This is a genomic window from Pseudomonas atacamensis (assembly GCF_017167965.1).
Lineage (GTDB): Bacteria > Pseudomonadota > Gammaproteobacteria > Pseudomonadales > Pseudomonadaceae > Aquipseudomonas > Aquipseudomonas atacamensis.
Genome location: NZ_CP070503.1, coordinates 1539250 through 1562968, shown reverse-complemented (window position 1 = coordinate 1562968; position 23719 = coordinate 1539250). Strand labels below are relative to the sequence as shown.

Genomic DNA, 23719 nt, shown 5'->3' with positions numbered 1-23719 from the left:
CCGACCAAGCGCACCATAAAGCTGTAAAGCACACAACGAGGTGTAGGGGTAAAGATCAGTCCAGCAGCGCCAGGGCCTCGGCGGTGCATTCCTGAATGCGGGCCCAGTCGCCGTTCTTGATCCACTCCGGATCAAGCATCCAGCTACCGCCCACGCACATGACGTTTTTCAGCGCCATGTAGCTCTTGATATTGGCCGGGCCGACGCCGCCCGTCGGGCAGAATTTCACTTCGCCGAACGGGCCGCCGAGCGCCTTGATTGCCGCCACGCCACCGCTGACTTCCGCCGGGAACAGCTTGAAGCGGCGATAGCCCAGACCGTAGCCTTCCATGATCCCCGAGGCGTTGCTGATGCCCGGCAACAGCGGAATCGGGCTGTCGACGCTGGCTTCGAGCAGGTCACGAGTGATGCCCGGGGTGACGATGAATTGTGAGCCGGCCGCTTCCGCCGCTGCGAGCATGTTGCGGTCGAGCACGGTGCCGGCACCGGTCATCAGTTCCGGGCGCTGTTCGCGCAGGATCTGAATGGCCTTGAGGCCGAACTGCGAACGCAGGGTCACTTCCAGCGCAGTCAGGCCACCGGCAGCGAGGGCGTCGGCCAGTGGCAGCACGTCCTGTTCGCGGGCGATGGTGATCACTGGCAGGATCCGCGCCTTGGCGCAGAGACTGTCGATCAGGGCAACTTTGTCCGCCATGGAAACGGTCGGGGATGGGGTTGTCATAGCGGCTGTTCCTTGGCTCATGGGCACCAGTAAATCTCTAACGTAGGTTGCAGAAACGCGCGCACCGGCATGGCCGCAACGTCATCGGATGCCAGCGCGGCATTCAGGGTGGTCAGTTTCGATTGACCGGAAATCGACAGAATCTTGTGCCGGGCCGAGGCCAGCAGCGCGCGGCTCATGGTCAGGCGCTGACGTGGCACGCTGGGCGCCAGCATCGGCCAGCAACGGCGCGTGCCATCGGCTTGCAGGGCTTCGGCGAGGTTCGGGCTGTCGGGGAACAGCGACGCGGTGTGACCGTCATCGCCCATGCCCAATACCAGCACGTCGATCGGCGGCAGTTCGCCGAGCAGACGATCGGCCTGTTCCGCAGCCTGCTCGACGTTGGCCGCCGCGCTGTAGAGGCTGAGGAACTGTGCCTTGGCTGCCGGGCCTTTGAGCAGATACTGCTTGAGCAGGCCGGCATTGCTGTCGGCGTGTTCGACCGGCACCCAACGCTCGTCGGCCAGGGTCACAACGACCTTCGACCAGTCCAGCTCCTGCTTGGCCAGGTGCTGGAAGAACGCTACCGGGCTGCGCCCGCCGGACACCACCAGCACCGCGTTGCCGCGTGCAGCAATGGCGTCGCTCAGTTGCTTGGCAACGTTCAGCGCCAGACCTTCGGCGAGCAGCACCGGGCTGTTGAATTCGCGGGCAGTCACGCCCGTCGGCAGTTGCACATCAGATATCGCCATACCACGACCTCCCGTCCCGCGTGATCAAAGCAATGGAGCTCATCGGCCCCCACGACCCGGCCGCATACGGCTTGGGCGCGTCACCGGATTTCTTCCACCCGGCGATCAGCTGGTCACACCACTTCCACGCGGCTTCGATTTCATCTTTACGGACAAACAGGTTCTGATTGCCGTTCATCACTTCCAGCAACAACCGCTCATAGGCATCGGGGATCCGCGCGCTACGCCAGGTGTCGGAGAAATTCAGTTGCAGCGGCCCGCTGCGCAGTTGCATGCCCTTGTCCAGGCCCTGCTCTTTGGTCATCACGCGCAAGGAAATGCCTTCGTCCGGTTGCAGGCGGATGATCAGTTTGTTGCTGATCTGCAGACGCTGCTCCGGGGCGAAAATGTAGTGCGACGGTTCCTTGAAGTGGATGACGATCTGCGACAGCTTCTGCGGCATGCGCTTGCCAGTACGCAGGTAGAACGGCACGCCGGCCCAGCGCCAGTTGCGGATGTCGGCACGCAGGGCGACGAAGGTTTCGGTGTCGCTCTGGGTGTTGGAATTCGGTTCTTCGAGGTAACCCGGAACGGATTTCCCCTCGCTGTGGCCGGCGATGTACTGACCGCGCACCACTTGTGTGGTCAGGCCTTCCGGGCTGATCGGCGCCAGCGCCTTGAGCACTTTCACTTTCTCGTCACGGATGCTGTCGGCGGACAGGTCGGCCGGCGGATCCATGGCAATCAGGCAGAGCAGCTGCAACAGGTGATTCTGGATCATGTCGCGCAGCTGGCCGGCTTTGTCGAAATAGCCCCAACGGCCTTCGATGCCGACCTTTTCGGCCACGGTGATTTCCACGTGGGAGATGTAATTCTGGTTCCACTGGGTTTCGAACAGGCTGTTGGCGAAGCGCAGGGCGATCAGGTTTTGAACGGTCTCTTTGCCCAGATAGTGGTCGATGCGGTAGGTGCGGTCTTCCGGGAAAAACTGCGCGACGGCATCGTTGACCTTGCGCGAGGACTCCAGGTCAGAGCCGATCGGTTTTTCCAGCACTACACGGGTGTTTTCGGCCAGACCGACTTTCTCGAGGTTCTCGCAGATCGCGCCGTACACCGCCGCCGGAGTAGCGAAGTAGGCAATCATGCGCTGGCTGCTGCCGGCCAGTTCCGCCAGCGCCACGTAATCCTCAGCCTTGAGGAAGTCGACATGCAGGTAGGTCAGGCGCGCGAGAAAGCGCTCGGCTACGGTTTCGTTCAGCTCTTTACCGACGTAACGGCGCAATTCGGCGGCGATGAACGCCATGTGCTGCTGCTCGCTGCCGGGCTCACGGGCCAGCGCGATGATGCGCGTGTCCTCGTGCAGCAGGTCGGCACCGTCTAGGTGATACAGGGCAGGAAACAGCTTGCGCAGGGCCAGATCGCCAAGCGCGCCGAACAAGGCAAAGGTGCACGGTTCAACCGTAATGGAAGGCATGATGTTTGTTCTTTTATCAAGTTAAGCTACAAATACCTTTTTTCAAGGCATCACTCAAGGGAAAATGTAGTAATAACCACAACATTTTCGCAGAATACTCAATCCGAGTGGTGGTCGCCCGGACGCATCAGTAGGATAGGCCACCGTCACGGGCCATATCAAAGGCCCAATTTGCATAGCCCGACGCAACTCTGCGTCGGTGAATCAGGAATTCCATATGGACCGCGTGCGAAATTTACTGGAACAGATCCAGAGTCGCCTTGAAGAGCTGAACAAGGCCGAACGTAAGGTCGCCGAGGTGATCCTGCTCAACCCGCAGCAGGCCACCCGCTTCAGCATCGCCGCCCTCGCCCAGGCCGCCTCGGTGAGCGAACCGACGGTCAACCGCTTCTGCCGCTCGTTCGGTGTCAGCGGCTATCCCGAGCTCAAGCTGCAATTGGCGCAGAGCCTGGCCAGTGGCGCGGCGTATGTCAGCCGCGCGGTCGAGGCTGACGACAATCCCGAGGCGTACACGCAGAAGATTTTCGGCAGCGCCATCGCCTCCCTGGACAGTGCTTGCCAGGCGCTCGACCCGAATCTGATCAGCCGCGCCGTCGACCTGTTGATCCAGGCCCGACAGATCCATTTCTTCGGCCTCGGCGCCTCGGCCCCGGTTGCACTGGATGCGCAGCACAAGTTCTTCCGCTTCAACCTAGCGGTTACCGCGCACGCCGATGTGCTGATGCAGCGGATGATTGCTTCGGTGGCGCACACCGGTGAGCTGTTCGTGATCATTTCCTACACCGGGCGTACCCGTGAGCTGGTGGAAGTGGCGCGGATTGCCCGGGAGAACGGTGCTTCGGTGTTGGGTTTGACGGCGGAGAATTCGCCGCTGGCCAAGGCGAGTACCTTGAGCCTGAATATTCCGTTGCCGGAAGACACCGACATTTATATGCCGATGACGTCGCGGATCATCCAGTTGACCGTGCTGGATGTGCTGGCGACGGGGATGACCTTGCGCCGTGGCGTGGATTTCCAGCCGCATCTGCGCAAGATCAAAGAGAGCTTGAATGCCAGCCGGTATCCGGTGGGTGACGAGTTCAATTGATCTCTGAAGGCTGATCGTTCCCACGCTCTGCGTGGGAATGCCTCAAGGGACGCTCCGCGTTCCGGCTCCGAAAGGGGCGCAGAGCGTCCCGGGCTGCATTCCCACGCAGAGCGTGGGAACGATCAAGCCGCGGCCCACGCCTGCAAACTCAAATGCGCCTTCTCGCCCGGCGCCAGGTGCAGGCTGTCGGTGCCGCCCGCCGCTGCTTCCACGCAGACGAATTCGGAAATCTCGTCCCAACTTACCCCCAGTAACGGCCGCGCGCCGGGATGCCAGACGACGGTGTCGCCGCTGTCACCGGTATCGATGCACAACTCGCGCTGCCAGGCGTGATCCTTGAGCTGCAATTCGCCGTCATGCTGGAACACCCGCTGACAGCCGCCATCGACGCGCAACTCGCCTTCCTGCTGGCAAACCTGGCGATTCAACTGATCATAACCCTGCGCGCCTTCGAGCCCAGACAGCGCTATCTCACCGACATCACCAATACGCCAGTAAGCGTGCAAAGCCTGGCTCAACTGGCACGGCATGTCGTCCTGATGCTCGGTGCTCAGGCGTAATTCCATGCGTTCGCCCAGATGCGCGTGCAGGTCGACCTGCCAATCGCACAGCTGCAGTTGCCAGTGCAGGCGCACGCCATCCTCGGCGCTGCTGCTGTCGAGCAGTTTCCAATCGAGCAGTCGCGCCCAACCATGGGACGGCCACGCGTTTTCGCTCGGATGACGGCCATACCACGGCCAGCACACCGGCACGCCACCGCGAATCGCGCCGACATGCGGCCACTTCGCCGCGCACCACAACCACGGCTTCTGCCCGCGCGGCTGAAAATGCAGCAACTGCGCGCCCTGACGACTGAACACCGCCTGACACAGCGGATGATCGATCACCAACACGTCGCGCATCTGATAGCGCTCCCAGGCGAACACCGGTCGCTCGCGCAGGGATTTGAAGAAGCGTTGCAGCGGATGCTCATGCATTGGCTACGGTCCTGAAAATCATGGGGGTACAATTACCTTTGTGACCCTTGAATACTGTGGCGAGGGGATTTATCCCCGCTGGGTCGCGAAGCGGCCCTGAAAACCATTCACCGAGGTGTATCAGCCAGATTGTGCTTATCGGATTTGGGGCCGCTTCGCAGCCCAGCGGGGATAAATCCCCTCACCACAATGGGTACGACATAACTCTTTCTGCGGTTCTCGCAAAAAAAAGCGGACAGCCTTGGCTGTCCGCAAAATGCGCACATAGAGAGGAGCTTATCGCAGACGCGTCAGAACGTTGACTGAATTTTCAGGCCAGCGACCAAAGCGTTGTCCACTTCATCCACACCGCCCGGATGGGTGATGTATTGCAGGTTGGGACGCACGGTCAGCCAGTTGGTGACATGAATGCCGTAGTTGAGTTCGTAGTTGTACTCGGTCTCACGAATCGGCGAGAACGCGGCGTTGTCGTAGTCGGACACACCGTTGGCAGCGTTCAGCAGTTCAGCGTTGCGCTTGACGTCCTTGTTGACGTGGATACGCGCAGCGCCGATACCGATGTCATCCTTCGGACGTGCATCGAACGGGCCTTTGTAGACAAACATCACCGACTGGTAGTTGTCGATGAAGTTGGTGTCCTTGTCGTGGAATGTCGCGTTGGCAGCGATGTTCAGACCGCGAGTGGCATCACCGTTGTGGCTGGTGAGTTGCTGTTGCGCGACGAACCAGTAACCGCTTTTGCTGTTGTGCGACTTGTAGTCGTCACCGGTAGTTGCCGCGTCGAAACCGTTGACGTCTTCGCGAACGTCGTCGGCGTCCGCCGTGCTCTTGTAGTAACCGACGCGGTATTCGCCCGGCAGGCTGTTGACCTTCGGCGACCAGACCAATTCAACCGGCAGCACGGTACCTTTGGTGCCGCTGCCGCTGAGCTTGAAGCCGTTGCCGTGTTCCAGTTGCGACGGGTTCTGGTTGTACGCACCGATTTGCGCGTAGAGCTCGTCGTTGATGTTGTACTTCACACGGATCGCGGCCTGGCTGACGGGCCAGTTGTACCAGATGTTGGTCGCCCAGTTACCCACTTGCGAACCGCAGAACGCCAGGTTCTGGAAGTCGCACGGGAAGGTGTTGAAGTCTTCGCCTTCGCCGAAGTAACCGGCCTTGACGTCGAGCTTGTTGTCGAAGAACTGGTGCTGGATCCACAACTGGGTCAGACGCACCATGTGGCCACGGCCATAGACTTCCTGCGAGGAACTGAGGGTGCCGGCACGCGGATCGCCAACGCGGTCGTTGGAGATGTTGTAGCCGTTACGGTTGGTCAGCTGGATCTTCGCCTGGGTGTTGTCCCAGCCCCACAGTTTCTGCAGGTCGAGGGCCACGCCGAGACCGAACTGGTCGGCGTAACGCGCGGTCTTGTCGTCGTTGTAGCCGCCGTTCAGGTTGGCGCCCATCTCGCCAACGTAGTCGGCCTTGATGTCGATACCCTGCTCGATCAGCTTGGTGCGCTCGCCGCCCCAGTCGCCGGTCATCCACTTGGAGTCGGAGCTGAACGCATCCGCCGCCATTGCATTACCGGCCAGCACCAGTGCAGCTGCCGCTGAAACCTGGCAGATCAACCGGGCATTGACGTGTTTCTTTTTCATCCCTACATCCTCGTCTTTATTGTTATTAACTGTTTTTATCTAACGCGGTTTACATAAAGTGCGACGAATGACAGGCCATTCACCGCGTGCTCCTTTTTGTGGAACCGGCCCTTGTGGGAGCCGGCTTGCCAGCGATGCGAGCGACTCGGTCTGTCGCCAAACCGGTTTGATGCCATCGCTGGCAAGCCAGCTCCCACAGGACCGCATTCCAGCATTGTTTTTCAGCGGCCTTTGAACTGCGCCACATTCGCCGACCGGGTTTCTGTCTGCACCTGGCCCGCAACGCCCAGACGCTCACCGGTATTGGCATCGAACAACAACACTTTCGATGGATCGAACTGCAGCGTCAGGCTTTCGCCTACCTGCGGTGCCACGTCCGGCGCCAGTCGGCAGCAGACCTTGGTGTCGTTCAAGTTGACGAACACCAGGGTATCCGGACCGGTCGGTTCAGTGACCTGCACTTCGGCGCGGATGCTCGGCAGACCATTGCCCTCGCCGCTCGCAAGCACAATCTGCTCCGGGCGCAGGCCGAGGATCACTTCGCGGTCTTCAAGCCCGGCATCCTGCATGCTCATCGGCAATTCACAACGCGCCTGACCGCTGTCGAGCAGCGCCAGCAGACGACCGTCCTTGCGCTGCAAACGCAGGGGGATGAAGTTCATCGGCGGCGAACCGATGAAGCTCGCCACGAACAGGTTGGCCGGGTTGTTGTAGATGTCTTTCGGCGTACCGAACTGCTGAATGATGCCGTCCTTCATCACCGCGACCTTGTCGCCCAGGGTCATCGCTTCGATCTGGTCGTGGGTCACGTAGACCGTGGTGGTTTTCAGACGCTGGTGCATCAGTTTCATTTCGGTGCGCATCTCGACGCGCAGCTTGGCGTCGAGGTTCGACAGCGGTTCGTCGAACAGGTAGATCTTCGGCCGCCGCGCCAAGGCACGGCCCATCGCCACGCGCTGTTGCTGACCACCGGAGAGCTGGCCCGGCTTGCGATTGAGCAGGTGTTCGATCTGCAACAGCTTGGCGACGCGGGCGACTTCTTCGTCGATCGCTGCTTGGGGCATCTTGCGGATTTTCAGGCCGAACTCGATGTTCTCGCGCACGCTCATGGTCGGGTACAGCGCGTAGGACTGAAACACCATGGCGATGTCACGATCCTTGGGGCTCATGCCGCTGACATCCTGATCACCGATCATGATCGCGCCGCCGGTGATGGTTTCCAGACCGGCGATGCAGTTCATCAAGGTCGATTTGCCGCAGCCCGACGGGCCGACGAGGATCAGGAATTCACCGTCCTTGATCGACAGTTCGATGTTCTTCAGGGTGTCCGGCAGGCCGGCCCCGTAGGTCTTGTTTACGTTGCGAAGTTCAAGCGTAGCCATGATTACCCCTTGACTGCGCCGGCCGTCAGCCCGCGCACGAAATACTTGCCTGCGACCACATAGACCAGCAGGGTCGGCAGGCCGGCGATCATCGCCGCTGCCATATCCACGTTGTATTCCTTGGCGCCGGTGCTGGTGTTGACCAGGTTGTTCAGCGCCACGGTGATCGGTTGCGAATCACCGCTGGAGAACACCACCCCGAACAGGAAGTCGTTCCAGATCTGGGTGAACTGCCAGATCAGGCAGACCATGATGATCGGCGTCGACATCGGCAGAATGATGCGGCGGAAAATCGTGAAGAAACCCGCGCCATCCAGACGCGCAGCCTTGACCAGCGCATCGGGAATGCTCACGTAGTAGTTGCGGAAGAACAGCGTGGTGAACGCCAGACCGTAGACCACGTGCACGAAGACCAGGCCGGTGGTGGTGCTCGCCAGGCCCATCTTGCCGAGGGTGAACGAGGCTGGCAGCAGCACGGTCTGGAACGGCAGGAAGCAGCCGAACAGCAGCAGACCGAAGAACAACTGCGAACCACGGAAGCGCCACATCGACAGCACGTAACCGTTCAACGCACCGATGGCGGTGGAGATGATTACCGCCGGTACGGTGATCTTGATCGAGTTCCAGAAGTAGCCGTCAACCGTGGCCCAGGCCTTGACCCAGCCAATGCCGCTGACCACGGTCGGCCAGCTCAGCAGGTTGCCGGTGCTGATGTCTTCCGGGGTCTTGAAGCTGGTCAGCAACATCACCACCAGCGGCACCAGATAGAGGAACACCGCAAGGATCAGCACCGCGTAGATCGCGATGCGACTGAAGCTGATCGCAGGTTTGGCAGCGAGACTAGTCATGACGCTTGGTCCTCAGCTCGGAATACAGGTAAGGCACGATGATCGCGAGGATCGCACCGAGCATCAGAATCGCACTGGCCGAGCCCATGCCCATCTGGCCGCGACTGAAGGTGAAGGAATACATGAACATCGCTGGCAGATCGGAGGAATAACCCGGACCGCCGGCGGTCATTGCCGCAACGAGGTCGAAGCTCTTGATCGCGATGTGCGCGAGGATCATCACCGCACTGAAGAACACCGGACGCAGGCTTGGCAGCACGACTTTCCAGTAGATGCGCGGCATGCTCGCGCCGTCGATCTGCGCAGCACGGATGATCGATTGATCGACGCCACGCAGGCCGGCGAGGAACATCGCCATGATGAAGCCCGAGGCTTGCCACACAGCGGCAATCACCAGGCAGTAGACCACGCGATCAGGGTCGATCAGCCAGTCCAGACGGAAACCTTCCCAGCCCCAGTCACGCAACAATTTGTCCAGGCCCATGCCCGGGTTGAGCAGCCATTTCCACGCGGTACCAGTGACGATCATCGAGAGCGCCATCGGGTACAGGTAAATGGTGCGGATAAAGCCTTCGCGACGGATGCGCTGGTCGAGGAACACCGCCAGCAACACGCCGATCACCAGAGTGATGCCGATGAACATGCCGCCGAACACGGCGAGGTTCTTGCTCGCCACCCACCAGCGATCGTTGTCGAACAACCGCGCGTATTGCGCCAGACCGGCCCACTTGTAGTTGGGCAGGAAAGTCGAGGTGGTGAACGACAGAATGAACGTCCACAGGATGTAGCCATAGAAGCCCACCAGCACGATGAACATGCTCGGCGCCAGCACCAGTTTCGGTAGCCAGCGCTGCAATGCATCGAACGGCGAGGCCTTGCTGAACACAGCAACAGAACTCATGAGCAAATCCAGAAAAGAAAGAGAAGAACAGCTGCAAGCTGCAAGCTACAAGACCAGCAGCGCGCAAGCCTTTAACTTGCAGCTTGAAGCTTGAAGCTTGCAGCTCGCCGTCAAGGCGCCTATTTGGCCGACTGAACCGCCGCGCCGAGTTTCTTCGCCGCATCGGCCGGGTCGGCTTTCGGGTCGTTGATGTAGTTGGTGACTACGTCAAAGAACGCGCCCTGCACGGCCAGCGTGGTCGCCATGTTGTGCGCCATGCTTGGTTGCAGGCCGCCGGACTTGGCGTCCGCGAGGAAGTCCTTGGCAGCGGTCTGCGCGCAGGAATCGAAGCCGAGCTTGTCCATGTTGTTCAACATGTCGTTGCGCACCGGGATCGAGCCTTTGTTGATGCTGAAGACTTTCTGGAAGTTCTCACCCAGCACGACTTTGGCGATGTCCTGCTGACCGGCCGCAGTGCCTGCGTCCTTCTGCTTGAACACGGCCAGCGAGTCGATGTTGTAGGTGAATGCCTTGTCGGTGCCCGGGAACGCTACGCACTCGTAGTCCTTACCGGCGACTTTCTTGGCGGCGGTCCATTCGGACTTGGCCCAATCACCCATGATCTGCATGCCGGCCTTGCCGTTGATGACCTTGGCCGCTTCCAGGTTCCAGTCCTGGCCTTTGCCGTCCGCGTCCATGTAGGTCGCGACTTTCTTCAGCTCGGTGAGCGCCTTGACCATTTCCGGGCCGGTCAGCGCTTTGTTGTCGAGATCGACCAGGGCTTTCTTGTAGCCATCCACGCCCATGACCGAGAGCACCACGGCTTCGAACACGGTGCTGTCCTGCCAAGGCTGACCGCCGTGGGCGAGCGGAATGAAGCCCGCCGCTTTCAGCTTGTCGCCGGCTGCGTAGAACTCTTCGAGGGTGGTTGGATTCTTGGTGATGCCGGCTTTCTTGAAGACTTCCGGGTTGATCCACAGCCAGTTCACGCGGTGAATGTTCACCGGCACGGCCACGTAATCACCGTCGTACTTCACGGTATCGGAGACTTTCTTGTCGAGCAGGCTGTCCCATTTTTCCGACTTGGCGACGTCTTTCAAAACGTCGGTGTCGAGCAGGCCGGTCGACGCCCATTCCTGGATGTCCGGGCCTTTGATCTGCGCTACGCCTGGCGGGTTGCCGGCGACGGCACGGCTTTTCAGCACGGTCATGGCAGTCGCACCGCCACCACCGGCGACAGCGCCGTCTTTCCAGGTGAAACCGTCTTTTTCGACTTGGGCCTTGAGCACATCGACAGCGGCTTTTTCGCCACCGGAAGTCCACCAGTGCACGACTTCCACCGAACCTTTGGAATCGGCAGCGGAGACACTGAGCGGCAGGATTGCGAGCGGGAACAGGGAGGCGACAGAAATGACAGTAGCGAGGCGAGAAATCGCATTCATTCGAGATGTACCTTTCTTGTTGTTATGCATTGCAAGTCTGGTGCTTGCGCTGCACGGAGTTTAAACAGAGCGTTTCGCTTCGCAGGTAACGAAGGGACGCGTAAATGTCACGACATGGTTACACAGGCACAGGCCGGGATAGCTGCGCCAAAGCCGTGGCCATGCTCGGCGCCAGCGGCAATCGCGGAATCAGCACAGCCTGCCAGGCGTGATACAGATCGGGCTTGCCCGGCCAGATATCGGCACTTGGCACATTCTGAGGATTGAGTTCGTGGTGCCAACTGCCGTTGCAGCGGTCGATGAAATTCGTCTCGCAGAACTCCCAGAACAGCCGGTACCAGGTTTCGTATTGCCCGTCGCCGGTGCGCTTGAGCAAGGCGCTGGCGGCGGCGCTGGCTTCGGCGTGCGTCCAGTGCAGACGATGGCGAACGACAGCCTGGTTATTCCAGTCGAGGGTGTAGACGATGCCCGGCGCGCCATCGACATTCCAGCCGTGGCGGCAATTGTTTTCGAAGAGTTTTTGCGCATCAGTCGCCAGCCAGCCCGGCGTAAGCATGCCGGCCTGTACCCGTGCGGCTTCAAGGTGCAGGAGCAAGCGCGCCCACTCGAAACCGTGGCCCGGCGTGGTGCCGTAAGGACGGAAACCGTCGGCGGGGTTGTCGTGGTTGTATTCGCGCAGCGGTTGCCAGTCGCGATCGAAGTGCTCGATGACCAGGTAATCGTTGGCTGCAGCGTGGCCATGGATCACTCGTTCGACGATGCGCTGGGCGCGTACCAGCCAGCGCGGATCTTCGGTGACATCGGCCAGCGCGAGGAATGCTTCGGTCGCGTGCATGTTGCTGTTGGCGCCGCGATAGGCTTCTTCTTCGCTCCAGTCGCGATTGAAGAATTCGCGCATGGCGCCCTCTTCTTCGCTCCAGAAATAAGTGTCGATGATGTCGATCGCGTCATCGAGCAAAGCCTGGGCACCGGGCCGTTGTGCGACCACGGCGGAGCTGGCGGCGAGGGCGACAAAGGCATGCAGATAGGCGTTCTTGCCGGTGTTGTCGTCGCGGTGTTCGGCCACCGCAAACCAGCCGCCGTGCAGCGCATCACGCAGTGGCCCGCGCAACGCGGCGATACCGTGGTCGACCAGCTCGGCAAACCCCGGCAGGCCCTGAATGTGGGCCATGGCGAAGCTGTGGGTCATGCGCGCGGTGTTCATGGTTTCGGCTCGTGCGTTCGCCGGCAAACGGCCGCGCTCATCGAGGTTGCCGAAGCCTTCGGGCAGTCGTGATGCCTTGGCGAAATCCAGCAGACGCAGGCCTTCGGCGGCTAGCCATTGCTGGTGGGCAGGGGCGTTCAGCCAACTGCTGAAGTCTGGGTGAAAGGTGTCCATGGCGTGACCCTTTTTTGTTGTTAGGACTGCGGGCAGTCTAAACAACGGGCCGGGGCGGGCTTGTAACGAAGGGGACGGGGTTTGTCACCAGTCCGTGACAAAGAGCAGCCCTCACCCCAACCCTCTCCCGGAGGGAGAGGGGGCTGACCGAGTTGTAATGAGCTTTCCGCCGACCTGAAATACCGAGTCGATTATGGATTCGGCGTTGTACGGTCAGGTCGGCCTATCTCTGCAGCATCCCCCGATCAGTCCCCTCTCCCCCCGGGAGAGGGTTAGGGTGAGGGAAAGCTTTGACTCAATCCACAGACCGCGGCAACTGCAACGTCACCCGCAACCCACCCTCACGCAGGTTCTGCAACGTCACCTCGCCGCCATGGCTATGGGCGATGTTGCGCGCAATGCCAAGGCCCAAGCCATAACCCTGCTGCTGCCCCGCCAAACGGAAGTGCGGTTCGAACACTTGCTCCAGCCGCTGCTGCGGCACACCCGGCCCTTCGTCGTCGACATGCAGAACAAAGGCGCTGTCATCGTCATCGATGTGCAGATGCGCGTTCTGTCCATACTTCAAGGCGTTGTCGATCAGATTGCCGATGCAGCGCTTGAGCGCCAGCGGCTTGCCTGGATACGCCGACAGCGCACGGCCATGCTGGGTGACGCGGCCATTGCCGTTCGGCGCCAGATACGGCTCGACCAGACAATCGAGCACATGATTGAGATCCACCGGCTCGATGTTCTCGTGGATGTCGGTGTCTTTCACGCATTGCAGCGCGCCTTTGACCAGCAGCTCCAGCTCATCCAGATCGCGGCCGAATTTGGCTTGCAGCTGTTCGTCTTCGAGCAGTTCGACGCGCAAGCGCAGGCGGGTGATTGGCGTGCGCAGGTCATGGGAAATCGCGCTGAACAACTGGCTGCGTTCGGTCAGGTAACGGCTGATGCGTTCGCGCATGGTGTTGAACGCGCGGCCGACTTCGACCACTTCACTGCCACCGCCCTCCGCCACCGGCTCGACGTCGGCACCCAGCGACAGGTCCCGCGCTGCCCGCGCCAGACGCTTGAGCGGCCGGCTCTGCCAGTGCACCAGCAGGCCGATGAACAACAGCAAAAAGCCGCTGGTGAGGACGATAAACCACACCTGCTGCGCCGGCAGGCCTTGCTCTTCGAGACTGGTGTACGGCTCGGGCAGCAACGAGGCGATGTACAGCCACTCGCCCGGGGCCATTTGAATCTGCGTGACCAGCACCGGCGGATTCACCGGTTCAAGCGTCAGGGCGTAATGCGCCCAGGAGCGCGGCAATTCATCAAGTTTCAGTCCGGCGTTGAAAATCCGCAGGTCTTCGGGGCTGACGAAGGTCACCGAAATATCCGTGTCATGGCCCAGAGACTGGCGCAGCACTTCGTCCACCGCCTGCATCACCGCAGCCTTGCGCGGCGTCACCGGCAGCACGTCCATGCCCAGCGGTTTGTCATTGAGCGTCACGACAAATCGGGTGCCGCCCATGCTGCGCAATTGATCGAGCACCAGCGGCCGATAGGCCACCGGCAGGGAACGAAAATAGCTGACGCTGGCGGTCATCGAATGCGCCAGGCTGCGGGCACTGGTGACCAAGCCTTCGAGCTGGGTGGCGCGCAGTTGCGACACCCAGATCACGCTCGACAGCGTTTGCGCGAACAGCACCGCCAGCAGAGTCAGCAGCAGCATCCGCCCGAGCAGTGAGCGCGGCACCGGTATGCGACTGGCGAATTTGCCCAGCGCCTCAGTGAGCATTGCCGGCAACCACATTGGCTGCCAACTGATAACCGCTGCCGCGCACCGTGCGGATCAGCCGTGGCGGTTTTTCGGTGTCGCGCAGGCGTTGGCGCAAACGACTGACGGCCATGTCGACGATGCGATCGAGCGGCATCAGATCGCGGCCACGGGTGGCGTTGCCGATGGTGTCGCGGTCGAGGATTTGCTGCGGATGATCGAGGAACAGTTTCAGCAGAGCGAAATCGGCGCCGGAAAGGATCACTTCCTCGCCGTCAGTGTGGAACAGCCGATGGCTGACCGTGTCCAGGCGCCAGTCGTCGAAGACCAGCACTTCGCTGCCGCTGCGTTCGTGGGCGAACTGTGCGCGGCGCAGCAGGGCCTTGATCCGCGCTTGCAGTTCGCGCGGGCTGAACGGTTTGCCGAGGTAGTCGTCGGCGCCGAGCTCCAGACCGATCACCCGGTCGGCTTCGTCGGAACTGGCGGTCAGCATGATGATCGGCACCTGCGCCTGACGCGGATGCTGACGCACCCAGCGGCACAGGCTGAAGCCGTCTTCGTCGGGCAGCATCACATCGAGGATCACCAGATCGCTCGGCGCCTCGTTGAGCGCCTGACGAAAACCGGCACCATCGGCGGTGGCCCTCACCTGAAACCCGGCGCGGGTCAGGTAGGTTTCCAGCAACTCGCGTATTTCCTGGTCGTCATCGACCAACAATATCGACTTGTTGACTGAGCTCACTTCGAAGGCATCCTTGTTGTTGGAGTTGGGGCGGATTATGCCTGATGAACCTGGAAAATTTGTCGCCTGTTGATCGTTCCCATGCTCTGCGTGGGAATGCAGCCCGTGACGCTCCGCGTCACTGGACGCGGAGCGTCCCTTGAGGCATTCCCACGCGGAGCGTGGGAATGATCTCTATGCAGGTGTTGCTTGATCCAGCGCCACACCGGCGCCGACCAGGCCGGAGTACGGCGCGGTCACCAGCCAGACCGGGATGCCTTTGAAGTAATCGCTCATGCAGCCCTTGTCGGCGAAGCAGCGGGCGAAGCCGCTGGCGAGGAAGAAATCGGCGAAGCGTGGAATCACCCCGCCAACGATGAACACGCCACCGCGCGCGCCGGTGGTGAGCACGTTGTTGCCGGCGACGCGACCGAGCCAGCAGCAGAACTGCTCGAGCACTTCCAAAGCAATCGGATCACCGGCCAGACCGGCGGCGGTGATCGCTTCCGGCGTCTCAAGCTTCGGCTCATGGCCATCGACCGCGCAGATCGCCCGGTACAGTCGAGGCAGGCCGCCGCCGCTCAACACGGTTTCCGCGCTGACATGGCCGATCTCGTTGTAGATGTGTTGCCACAGTTGCGTTTCGCGCGGGCTGCTCAGCGGCAGGTCGACGTGGCCGCCCTCGCCCGGCAGCGCCGCGAAGCGGCCTTCACCGAGATCGAGCAAGGTGCCGACACCCAGACCCGTGCCCGGGCCGATGACTACTGCCGGGCGCAGAGGCTCCGGCGTGCCTTCGCAAACCACGCGGAATTCGCCCGGCTGCAAGCGGGTCATGCCCAGCGCCATCGCCGAGAAGTCGTTGGTCAGCAACAACTGCTCGACCTGCAAGGTCTTGCAGAACGCGCTGCGGCTGAGCCGCCAGTGATTGTTGGTGAATTTGAATTCATCGCCACTCACCGGACCTGCCACCGACAGGCACACTGAGCCGATCGAGCCCGGCGCCAGACCGAGCCCGCTCAGGTACAAGGCGATTGCCTCTTCCGGGGTGGCAAAGTCGGCCGTGGCCAGCACCTGAACCGATTGCAGTTGCTGGTTTTGCCACAACGCGAACCGCGCGTTGGTGCCTCCGATGTCACCGACCAAAGCCAGTTTCAATTAAGCGTCTCCAGGGCAGAAGTGAAGGCGCTGGCGCCCTGCTCCGCCGAGCTGAAGGCCATGCGCATGAAGCCAAACAGCTCGCGGCCGCTGCCAATGTTGTTGCCCAACAGGCCCTTGGCAGGTTCGCGCGCTGCAAATTCGGCGGCGTCGACCTTCAGTTCCAAGGTGCCTTTGACGCCATCGACGCGGATGATATCGCCCTCTTGCACGCGCGCCAAAGCGCCACCGACATAAGCTTCCGGGCTGACGTGAATCGCTGCGGGGATTTTCCCCGACGCGCCGGACATGCGCCCGTCAGTCACCAGCGCCACTTTGAAGCCGCGATCCTGCAGCACGCCGAGGAACGGCGTCATCTTGTGCAGCTCGGGCATGCCGTTGGAACGCGGGCCCTGGAAGCGCATCACGGCGACGAAATCCTTCTCCAGCAGACCGGCCTTGAATGCGTCCGCCAGGTCCTGCTGATCCTGGAAGACCATCGCCGGTGCTTCGACGATCTGGTTCTCCAGCGCAACGGCAGAAACCTTCATCACCCCGCGACCGAGGTTGCCTTCCATCACCCGCAAGCCGCCCTCTTGCGAGAACGCACGGGACACCGGACGCAGGATGTTTTCGTCGAGGCTGTCGGTCGGGCCTTCGCGCCAGACCAGCTCACCGTTATCGAGGAACGGTTCTTTGGTGTACTGGCTCAGGCCATGGCCGAGCACAGTGTTGACGTCCTCATGCAGCAGGCCGGCGCCGAGCAGTTCGCGGATCAGGAACGACATGCCGCCCGCTGCCTGGAAGTGGTTGATGTCGGCTTTGCCGTTCGGGTAGACGTGGCTCAGGGTCGGGACGACTTCGGAAAGGTCGGCCATGTCCTGCCAGGTCAGCTGAATGCCCGCCGCCATGGCGATGGCCGGCATGTGCAGGGTGTGGTTGGTCGAGCCGCCGGTGGCGTGCAGGGCAACGATGGAGTTGACCAGCGCCTTCTCGTCGACGATTTCGCCGATCGGCATGAAGTTGCCGTTCTGCTTGGTCAGGCGCGTGACCTGATGCGCGGCTTCGCGGGTCAGGGCGTCGCGCAGTGGTGTGTTCGGGTTGACGAAAGACGCGCCCGGCAGGTGCAGGCCCATGACTTCCATCAGCAACTGGTTGGTGTTGGCGGTGCCGTAGAAGGTGCAGGTGCCCGGGCTGTGGTAGGACTTCATCTCCGATTCCAGCAGCTCTTCACGGGTCGCCTTGCCTTCGGCGTACTTCTGGCGGACGTCGGCTTTTTCCTTGTTGGAAATCCCTGAAACCATCGGCCCGCCCGGTACGAAGATCGTTGGCAGATGACCGAAACGCAGCGAACCCATCATCAGGCCCGGGACGATCTTGTCGCAGATGCCGAGCATCAGCGCGCCGTCAAACATGTTGTGCGACAGCGCCACGGCGGTCGACATGGCGATCACTTCGCGGCTCGGCAGGCTCAGTTCCATGCCCGGCTCGCCCTGGGTCACGCCATCGCACATCGCCGGAGTGCCGCCGGCGAACTGGCCGACCGAGCCGATCTCGCGCAGGGCATTCTTGATCTGTTGTGGAAAGACTTCGTACGGCTGGTGCGCCGAAAGCATGTCGTTATACGAAGACACAATGGCGATGTTCGCCGAGTTCATCATCCGCAGGCTGTGCTTGTCTTCGCTGCCGCAACCGGCCACGCCGTGGGCGAAGTTGGCGCATTGCAGCTTGCCGCGCATCGGGCCGTCGGTGGCGGCGCCGCGAATCAATGCAAGGTAAGCCTGACGCGTGGCGCGGCTGCGGGCGATAAGCCGTTCGGTGACCTCAAGAACGCGGGGATGCATGTGTAGAACTCCAGGCTAACGGATGTGGCGACCTGATTGTCTATGCTGGTCAAACGCCGTTGTTGTTGGAATGACAGACGGCTTTTTTGACCATTCGGACCAGTTGATTCAGGTCACTCGTTGTAGATAAAACAAAATATTGCCACTAAAAAGGCTTGTTTTCTATTTTTATGCGAATAATCTTGTAATTCCAACAACAAAACGACGGCGGCGCTGTTCCATGACTCTTCGAATTGCAATCAATGGTTTCGGCCGCATCGGCCGTAATGTCCTGCGCGCACTGTATACCCAAGGCTATCGTCAAGACCTGCAGATCGTCGCGATCAACGATCTGGGTGACAGTTCGATCAATGCCCATCTGCTCAAATACGACACCGTCCACGGCACTTTCGACGCCGACGTGGCGCACGACAACGAAAGCCTGACGGTCAATGGCGACCGCATCGCAGTCAGCGCCATTCGCAACCCGGCCGACCTGCCGTGGGCCGCTGAAAAAATCGACGTAGTGTTCGAATGCACCGGTCTGTTCACCGACCGTGCCAAAGCCGCCGCGCATATCAGCGCCGGCGCCCGCAAGGTGATCATTTCTGCCCCGGCCAAAGGCGCCGACGCCACCGTCGTTTATGGCGTCAACCACGACATTCTGCGTCAGTCGCATCAGATCATTTCCAACGCTTCGTGCACCACTAACTGCCTCGCGCCAGTGGCGCAGGTGCTGCATCGCGAGTTGGGCATCGAAAGCGGCCTGATGACCACCATCCACGCCTACACCAACGACCAGAACCTCACCGACGTTTATCACAGCGACCCGTACCGTGCCCGCTCGGCCACGCAAAACATGATCCCGAGCAAGACCGGCGCAGCCGAAGCGGTAGGCCTGGTGCTGCCGGAACTGGCGGGCAAACTGACCGGCATGGCTGTGCGCGTACCGGTGATCAATGTGTCGCTGGTCGACCTCACCGTGCAACTGAAGAAAGAAGCCAGTGCCGACGAAGTCAACGCCCTGCTGAAAGCGGCGAGCCAGCATTCGAAGATTCTCGGTTACAACACCTTGCCGCTGGTTTCCAGCGACTTCAACCACAACCCGCTGTCGTCGATCTTCGACGCCAACCACACCAAAGTCAGTGGCAAGTTGCTGAAAGTGCTGGCCTGGTACGACAACGAATGGGGCTTCTCCAACCGCATGCTGGATAACTGCCTGGCGTTGTGTAACGCCGAATAATCTCAGCCGGCCCCCAATCCCTGTGGGCGCGAGCCTGCTCGCGAAAGCTTTCTGTCAGTCGATATGGAATTGACTGACACGACGCCTTCGCGAGCAGGCTCGCTCCCACAGGAGATCCGATTTCAATTCGAAATCAGCACTTGACCATTCGGCTGGATGATAAGCATTATCATTCGCTCGAAATGGATCAGGTCCTCCCGTGAGTCAATCGCGCTTCAACCACGTCTTCCTCGCCCAGCGCACTTCCCTGCTGCGCACGCTGGAACGGATGGTCAACAATCACAGCACCGCTGAAGACCTGTTGCAGGAGACCTACCTGCGCGTGACCCGGGCGTTGAGCGAACGGGCCATCGATCACCTTGAACCCTTTGTCTTCCAGACCGCGCGCAATCTGGCGCTGGATCATTTGCGTGCGCGCAAGATTCATGCGCGGACCATGGTCGACGATGTACCTCAAGAGGTAGTGCAGAGCATCGCCGCGCCCGCCAGCAGCGCTGAAGACGCCGCCCACGCCGAACAACTGCTGGAGCGTTTGAACGTGAGCCTCAGCCAACTCAGCCCGCGTCAGCAGCAGATCTTCATCCTCAGCCGTTTGCACGGGCACAGCTATCAGGAAATCGCTGATGAACTTGATGTTTCGCTGAGCACCGTGCAGAAGGAACTGAAACTGATCATGTCGATCTGCATCGGCGTTGCCGAACGGCATAACGGCAGCGGCAAGTTTTGAGCTGCAAGCTACAAGTAAAAACAAAAAGCAGTATTGCATCCGGCTTGCAGCTTGCAGCTTGCAGCTTGAAGCTAGAAACTGCTTCGCCAGAAGCCCTGAGGAACCACCGTGACGGACACCCACCGCTCGCCTTCGCCCGATTCGGCGCGGGACGCTGCAGCTGCAATGGACCAGGCGCTGGACTGGCTCATCGTGCTCGGCAGCCCGGATGAGGAACAGACCCGGCAATTTCATGCCTGGCTGGCGGCTGATCCGTTGAATGCCGAGGCGTTCGCCAAGGCCCAAGCGATCTGGGACGGCCCGCAAGTCGCGCTGTGCGCCGAGGCTCTGGCAGCAAAACCTGTAAAAATCACTTTTCTCAAGCGCTTGCGCCCGCACTGGAAACCGCTGGCTACCGCTGCGGTGCTGATCCTCGGGCTGTTCAGTTTCAGTAACTTGCCGATGCGCATTCAAGCGGATCACCTGACCGTGGTCGGCGAGCGTCAGCGTCTGCAACTGGAGGACGGCTCGAAGGTTCTGCTCAATACCAATTCGGCGTTTTCCAGCACCATCAACGATCAACAGCGCGTGGCCCGACTGTTTCAGGGCGAGGCGTTTTTCGAGATCGCCAGCGGGCGTAATCAGCCGCTGGAGATCGACGCAGGTCCGGTAACGGCCAGCGTCCACGACACCGCGTTCGCCGTGCGCTACCTCGACGGGGTCGCGCAAGTGAATGTGCAGCGTGGCGATGTCGATCTGCGCGCCACCCACAACGATGCCCGGGTGCGCCTGCGTGCCGGGGAAAGCATTCGCATCGGCCCCAACGGTTTTGATCGCCCGGCCAAGCTCGACGCCAATGCCGATCTGGCCTGGGTTGAAGGCCGCCTGGTGTTCGAGAACTGCCCGCTGAATCAGGTGCTGGCCGAGCTACGCCGCTACTATCCGGGCTGGATCATCAACAACAACGAGCAATTGGCCGACGTCGCCGTCACCGGCAATTACCGTCTCGACCAGCCGCTCGACGTGGTCCGCTCCCTCGCTCACATCACCTCGGCACGCCTGCAGGAATTCCCTGCGCTGGTGATTCTGAACTGAATGAGAATTATTTTTACTCGATAGCCAACGACAGTACGTCTCGTTATAGCCAATGCAATTGATTCGCATCTAACCATGCCGATCAGCACCTATAAAGATTCGTGCGACACGGAGCGCTATCGATGTCCTCACGCCTTACCCGCCAGACTGCTTCCCCTTCCCGCGTACTGTCGCTGCTGACTGCGGCCATCCTCATGGCTGGCACCGCACAGCTGCTGGCGGCCGCCGAGCAACCGACACGCAACATGGGCGATTACGCGTTCGCCATCGGCCAGCAACCACTGGTTTCGGCATTGAATGCCTTTACCGCCGTGACCGGTTGGCAGGTCGGCCTGCCGGCCGAGTTGGGGCAGAACGTCTCGTCGCCGGGCGTGCGCGGTTCGCTGCCGCCGGAGAAAGCCCTCGAGCGCCTGTTGGTGGGGACCAACCTGAGCTTCCGCAAACTGAGCAACAACAATGTCGTGCTGGAAAAACGCAACAGCAGCGGCACGCTCAATCTCGATCAGGTGACCATCAGCGCCACTCGCCAGGAACAATCGGTCAACAGCGTGCCCTCGACGGTCAGCGTGCAGGATCGCCAAGCGCTTGACCGCAACAACGTCAATACCATCAAGGATCTGGTGCGCTACGAACCGGGCGTTTCCGTTGGCGGTGCCGGTCAGCGCGGCGGCATCAGTGGCTACAACATTCGCGGTATCGACGGCAACCGCATCCTGACCCAGGTCGATGGCGTGGAGATCCCCAACGGCTTCTTCAACGGCCCCTACGCCAAGAGCCAGCGCAACTACGTCGACCCGGAAATCGTCAAACGCGTGGAGATCCTCCGTGGCCCGGCCTCGGTGCTGTACGGCAGCAACGCCATCGGCGGCGCGGTCAGTTACTACACGCTGGACGCCGACGACATCATCAAACCGGGCAAGGACGTCGGCGCGCGTCTGAAAAGCGGTTACAGCTCCGCCGACGACAGCTGGCTGAAGTCCGCCACCGTCGCCGGCCGCAGCGGTGAGTTCGACGGTCTGCTGCATTACAGCCAGCGCGACGGTCACGAAAGCGAATCCTTTGGTGGCAACAATGGCACCGGCCTTGCGCGCACCGCCGCCAACCCGGAAGACGTGCGCGCGACCAACGTCCTGGCCAAGCTCGGCTGGAACTACAACGACGATTCGCGCCTGGGCCTGACCTACGAAAAGTACAAGGACGATCGCGACACCGACCAGAAAAGTGCCTACGGCGGCCCGTATTTCAACGGCGCGCCGACCATTCCGAGCAGCGTCCTGCCCGGCGGCATGTACCAGTGGCGCACCGGCAACGACACCATCACCCGCGAGCGTTTCGGTATCGAACACTCGTTCGCCCTCGACAGCCTGCTCGCCGATAACGTCAAGTGGAGCCTCAATCACCAGATCGCCAAGACCGACCAGAGCACCGAAGAGTTGTACTACCCGATCACTCGTACAGTGCTGCGTACCCGCGACACGATCTACGAAGAAAAACAGTGGGTGTTCGACGCCCAACTGGACAAGGCTTTCGCCATCGGTGACACCGATCACCTGCTGACTTACGGCACCACTATCAAACAGCAGAAAGTCACCGGTTCACGCAGCGGCGACGGCACCTGCGTGGCCGTCGGTCGCGGCTGCACGGCGATTGGCGCGACCAGTGCGGCGGACGTGCTGGCCAAGGCCTCTGATTTCCCCGATCCGACCATCAACACCTACAGCCTGTTTGCTCAGGATCAGATCAGCTGGAACGACTGGACCTTCCTGCCGGGCCTGCGCTACGACTACACCCAGCTCAAGCCGCACATCACCGAGGAATTCCTCAACACCGTGAATGCCGACGGCCAGGGCACGGTCAGCGACAAGAACAAGACCTGGCACAAAGTCTCGCCAAAATTCGGCCTGACCTATGCACTGACGGACAACTACACCTGGTACGGCCAGTACGCCGAAGGCTTCCGCACGCCCACGGCAAAATCGCTGTACGGGCGTTTCGAGAACAACACCACCGGCTACACCGTGGCGCCCAACTCCGACCTTGAGCCGGAAAAAAGCAAAGGTTTCGAAACCGGCCTGCGCGGGAATTTCGAGCAGGGCTCGTTCGACGTCGCGGTGTTCTATAACAAGTACCGCGACTTCATCAACGAGGATGCGGTCAAGCCGGGCGACGATCAGTTGACCTTCCAGAGCAACAACATCAAGCGCGCCACCATCAAGGGTGCGGAAGTCAAAGGTCGCTTGAACCTGGATGCGTTCGGCGCGCCGCAAGGCCTGTATACCGAAGGCTCGATCGCCTACGCCTACGGGCGCAACAACGACAGCGGCGAGCCGATCAACAGCGTCAATCCGCTCACCGGCGTGTTCGGTCTCGGTTACGACCAGGACAACTATGGCGGCCTGCTGAGCTGGACCGTGGTGAAGAAAAAGGACCGCGTCGACGACAGCAACTTCAAGTCGCCGGACGGCGTCAGCAGCCAGTTCAAGACCCCGGGCTTCGGCATTCTCGATCTGGCCGGCTATTACAAGGTGACCGACGACGTCACCGTCAGCGGCGGCGTCTACAACCTGACCGACAAGAAGTACTGGCTGTGGGATGACGTGCGCGGTTACGACAGCGTCGGCGAAGCCTCGGTGACGCAACCGGCCAACCTCGATCGGCTGACCCAACCGGGACGCAACTTCGCGATCAACCTGATCTGGGACATCTGATCCGCC

At 60.9% G+C, this 23719-nt stretch carries 19 protein-coding genes; 5 read left to right on the top strand and 14 right to left on the bottom strand.

The features are described from left to right. Positions 1 to 55: 55 nt before the first annotated feature. From JWU58_RS07175 to zwf, 3 genes are read right to left on the bottom strand one after another with little or no spacing between them, the layout of a single operon-like run. Positions 56 to 721, bottom strand: coding sequence for a bifunctional 4-hydroxy-2-oxoglutarate aldolase/2-dehydro-3-deoxy-phosphogluconate aldolase (locus JWU58_RS07175; protein WP_016773539.1), 666 nt, complete (start codon positions 719 to 721; stop codon positions 56 to 58). A gap of 17 nt (positions 722 to 738) precedes the next feature. Next, entirely contained in the window at positions 739 to 1452 is a 714-nt protein-coding gene (gene pgl, locus JWU58_RS07170; protein WP_024014058.1) for a 6-phosphogluconolactonase, read from the bottom strand. Next, complete coding sequence (gene zwf, locus JWU58_RS07165; RefSeq protein WP_016773537.1) at positions 1439 to 2905, bottom strand: glucose-6-phosphate dehydrogenase; 1467 nt, start codon at positions 2903 to 2905, stop codon at positions 1439 to 1441. Before zwf ends, pgl begins: the two co-directional genes overlap by 14 nt. Before the next feature lie 226 nt (positions 2906 to 3131). Here zwf and JWU58_RS07160 point away from each other — a divergent pair, with 226 nt between their 5' ends. Further along, entirely contained in the window at positions 3132 to 3992 is an 861-nt protein-coding gene (locus JWU58_RS07160) for a MurR/RpiR family transcriptional regulator (RefSeq protein ID WP_169842436.1), read from the top strand. A gap of 122 nt (positions 3993 to 4114) precedes the next feature. Here the strand turns inward: JWU58_RS07160 and JWU58_RS07155 are convergent, their stop codons facing one another. From JWU58_RS07155 to edd, 11 genes are all read right to left on the bottom strand, one after another. Then, entirely contained in the window at positions 4115 to 4969 is an 855-nt protein-coding gene (locus tag JWU58_RS07155; protein WP_039758108.1) for a D-hexose-6-phosphate mutarotase, read from the bottom strand. A gap of 290 nt (positions 4970 to 5259) precedes the next feature. Continuing rightward, complete coding sequence (locus tag JWU58_RS07150) at positions 5260 to 6609, bottom strand: carbohydrate porin (protein ID WP_076563920.1); 1350 nt, start codon at positions 6607 to 6609, stop codon at positions 5260 to 5262. 221 nt (positions 6610 to 6830) lie between these two features. Continuing rightward, the gene (locus JWU58_RS07145; protein ID WP_076563921.1) at positions 6831 to 7991 is read right to left on the bottom strand and encodes an ABC transporter ATP-binding protein; all 1161 of its coding nucleotides are present in this window, start codon (positions 7989 to 7991) and stop codon (positions 6831 to 6833) included. A gap of 2 nt (positions 7992 to 7993) precedes the next feature. Next, positions 7994 to 8839: a carbohydrate ABC transporter permease gene (locus JWU58_RS07140; RefSeq protein WP_016773534.1), complete on the bottom strand. Its 846-nt coding sequence runs from the start codon at positions 8837 to 8839 to the stop codon at positions 7994 to 7996. Continuing rightward, the gene (locus JWU58_RS07135; RefSeq protein WP_016773533.1) at positions 8832 to 9740 is read right to left on the bottom strand and encodes a carbohydrate ABC transporter permease; all 909 of its coding nucleotides are present in this window, start codon (positions 9738 to 9740) and stop codon (positions 8832 to 8834) included. Before JWU58_RS07135 ends, JWU58_RS07140 begins: the two co-directional genes overlap by 8 nt. Before the next feature lie 119 nt (positions 9741 to 9859). Continuing rightward, complete coding sequence (locus JWU58_RS07130) at positions 9860 to 11161, bottom strand: ABC transporter substrate-binding protein (protein ID WP_024014061.1); 1302 nt, start codon at positions 11159 to 11161, stop codon at positions 9860 to 9862. Between the two features lie 118 nt (positions 11162 to 11279). Continuing rightward, on the bottom strand, positions 11280 to 12539 hold the full coding sequence (locus JWU58_RS07125; RefSeq protein ID WP_206421678.1) for a D-mannose isomerase: 1260 nt from the start codon (positions 12537 to 12539) through the stop codon (positions 11280 to 11282). A 295-nt stretch (positions 12540 to 12834) separates the two neighbouring features. After that, positions 12835 to 14304: an ATP-binding protein gene (locus tag JWU58_RS07120; RefSeq protein WP_071173345.1), complete on the bottom strand. Its 1470-nt coding sequence runs from the start codon at positions 14302 to 14304 to the stop codon at positions 12835 to 12837. Beyond that, complete coding sequence (locus tag JWU58_RS07115) at positions 14294 to 15025, bottom strand: response regulator (protein ID WP_016773529.1); 732 nt, start codon at positions 15023 to 15025, stop codon at positions 14294 to 14296. The genes JWU58_RS07120 and JWU58_RS07115 overlap by 11 nt, the downstream gene beginning before the upstream one ends. Positions 15026 to 15199: 174 nt before the next feature. Next, positions 15200 to 16159 carry a glucokinase gene (locus JWU58_RS07110; protein ID WP_016773528.1) on the bottom strand — a complete coding sequence of 320 codons (960 nt, stop codon included), beginning with the start codon at positions 16157 to 16159 and terminating at the stop codon, positions 15200 to 15202. Beyond that, positions 16156 to 17982, bottom strand: a complete 1827-nt coding sequence (gene edd / locus JWU58_RS07105; RefSeq protein WP_071173347.1) for a phosphogluconate dehydratase — start codon at positions 17980 to 17982, stop codon at positions 16156 to 16158. Before edd ends, JWU58_RS07110 begins: the two co-directional genes overlap by 4 nt. A 220-nt stretch (positions 17983 to 18202) precedes the next feature. On the opposite strand from edd, the gene gap reads away from it, so the two are divergent. From gap to JWU58_RS07085, 4 genes are all read left to right on the top strand, one after another. Continuing rightward, complete coding sequence (gene gap / locus JWU58_RS07100; protein ID WP_024014065.1) at positions 18203 to 19204, top strand: type I glyceraldehyde-3-phosphate dehydrogenase; 1002 nt, start codon at positions 18203 to 18205, stop codon at positions 19202 to 19204. Between the two features lie 199 nt (positions 19205 to 19403). Next, positions 19404 to 19931, top strand: coding sequence for an RNA polymerase sigma factor (locus tag JWU58_RS07095; RefSeq protein WP_206421677.1), 528 nt, complete (start codon positions 19404 to 19406; stop codon positions 19929 to 19931). 108 nt (positions 19932 to 20039) lie between these two features. Beyond that, complete coding sequence (locus JWU58_RS07090) at positions 20040 to 21005, top strand: FecR family protein (protein WP_024014066.1); 966 nt, start codon at positions 20040 to 20042, stop codon at positions 21003 to 21005. A gap of 122 nt (positions 21006 to 21127) precedes the next feature. Continuing rightward, positions 21128 to 23713, top strand: coding sequence for a TonB-dependent receptor (locus JWU58_RS07085; protein ID WP_206421676.1), 2586 nt, complete (start codon positions 21128 to 21130; stop codon positions 23711 to 23713). Positions 23714 to 23719 lie beyond the last annotated feature (6 nt).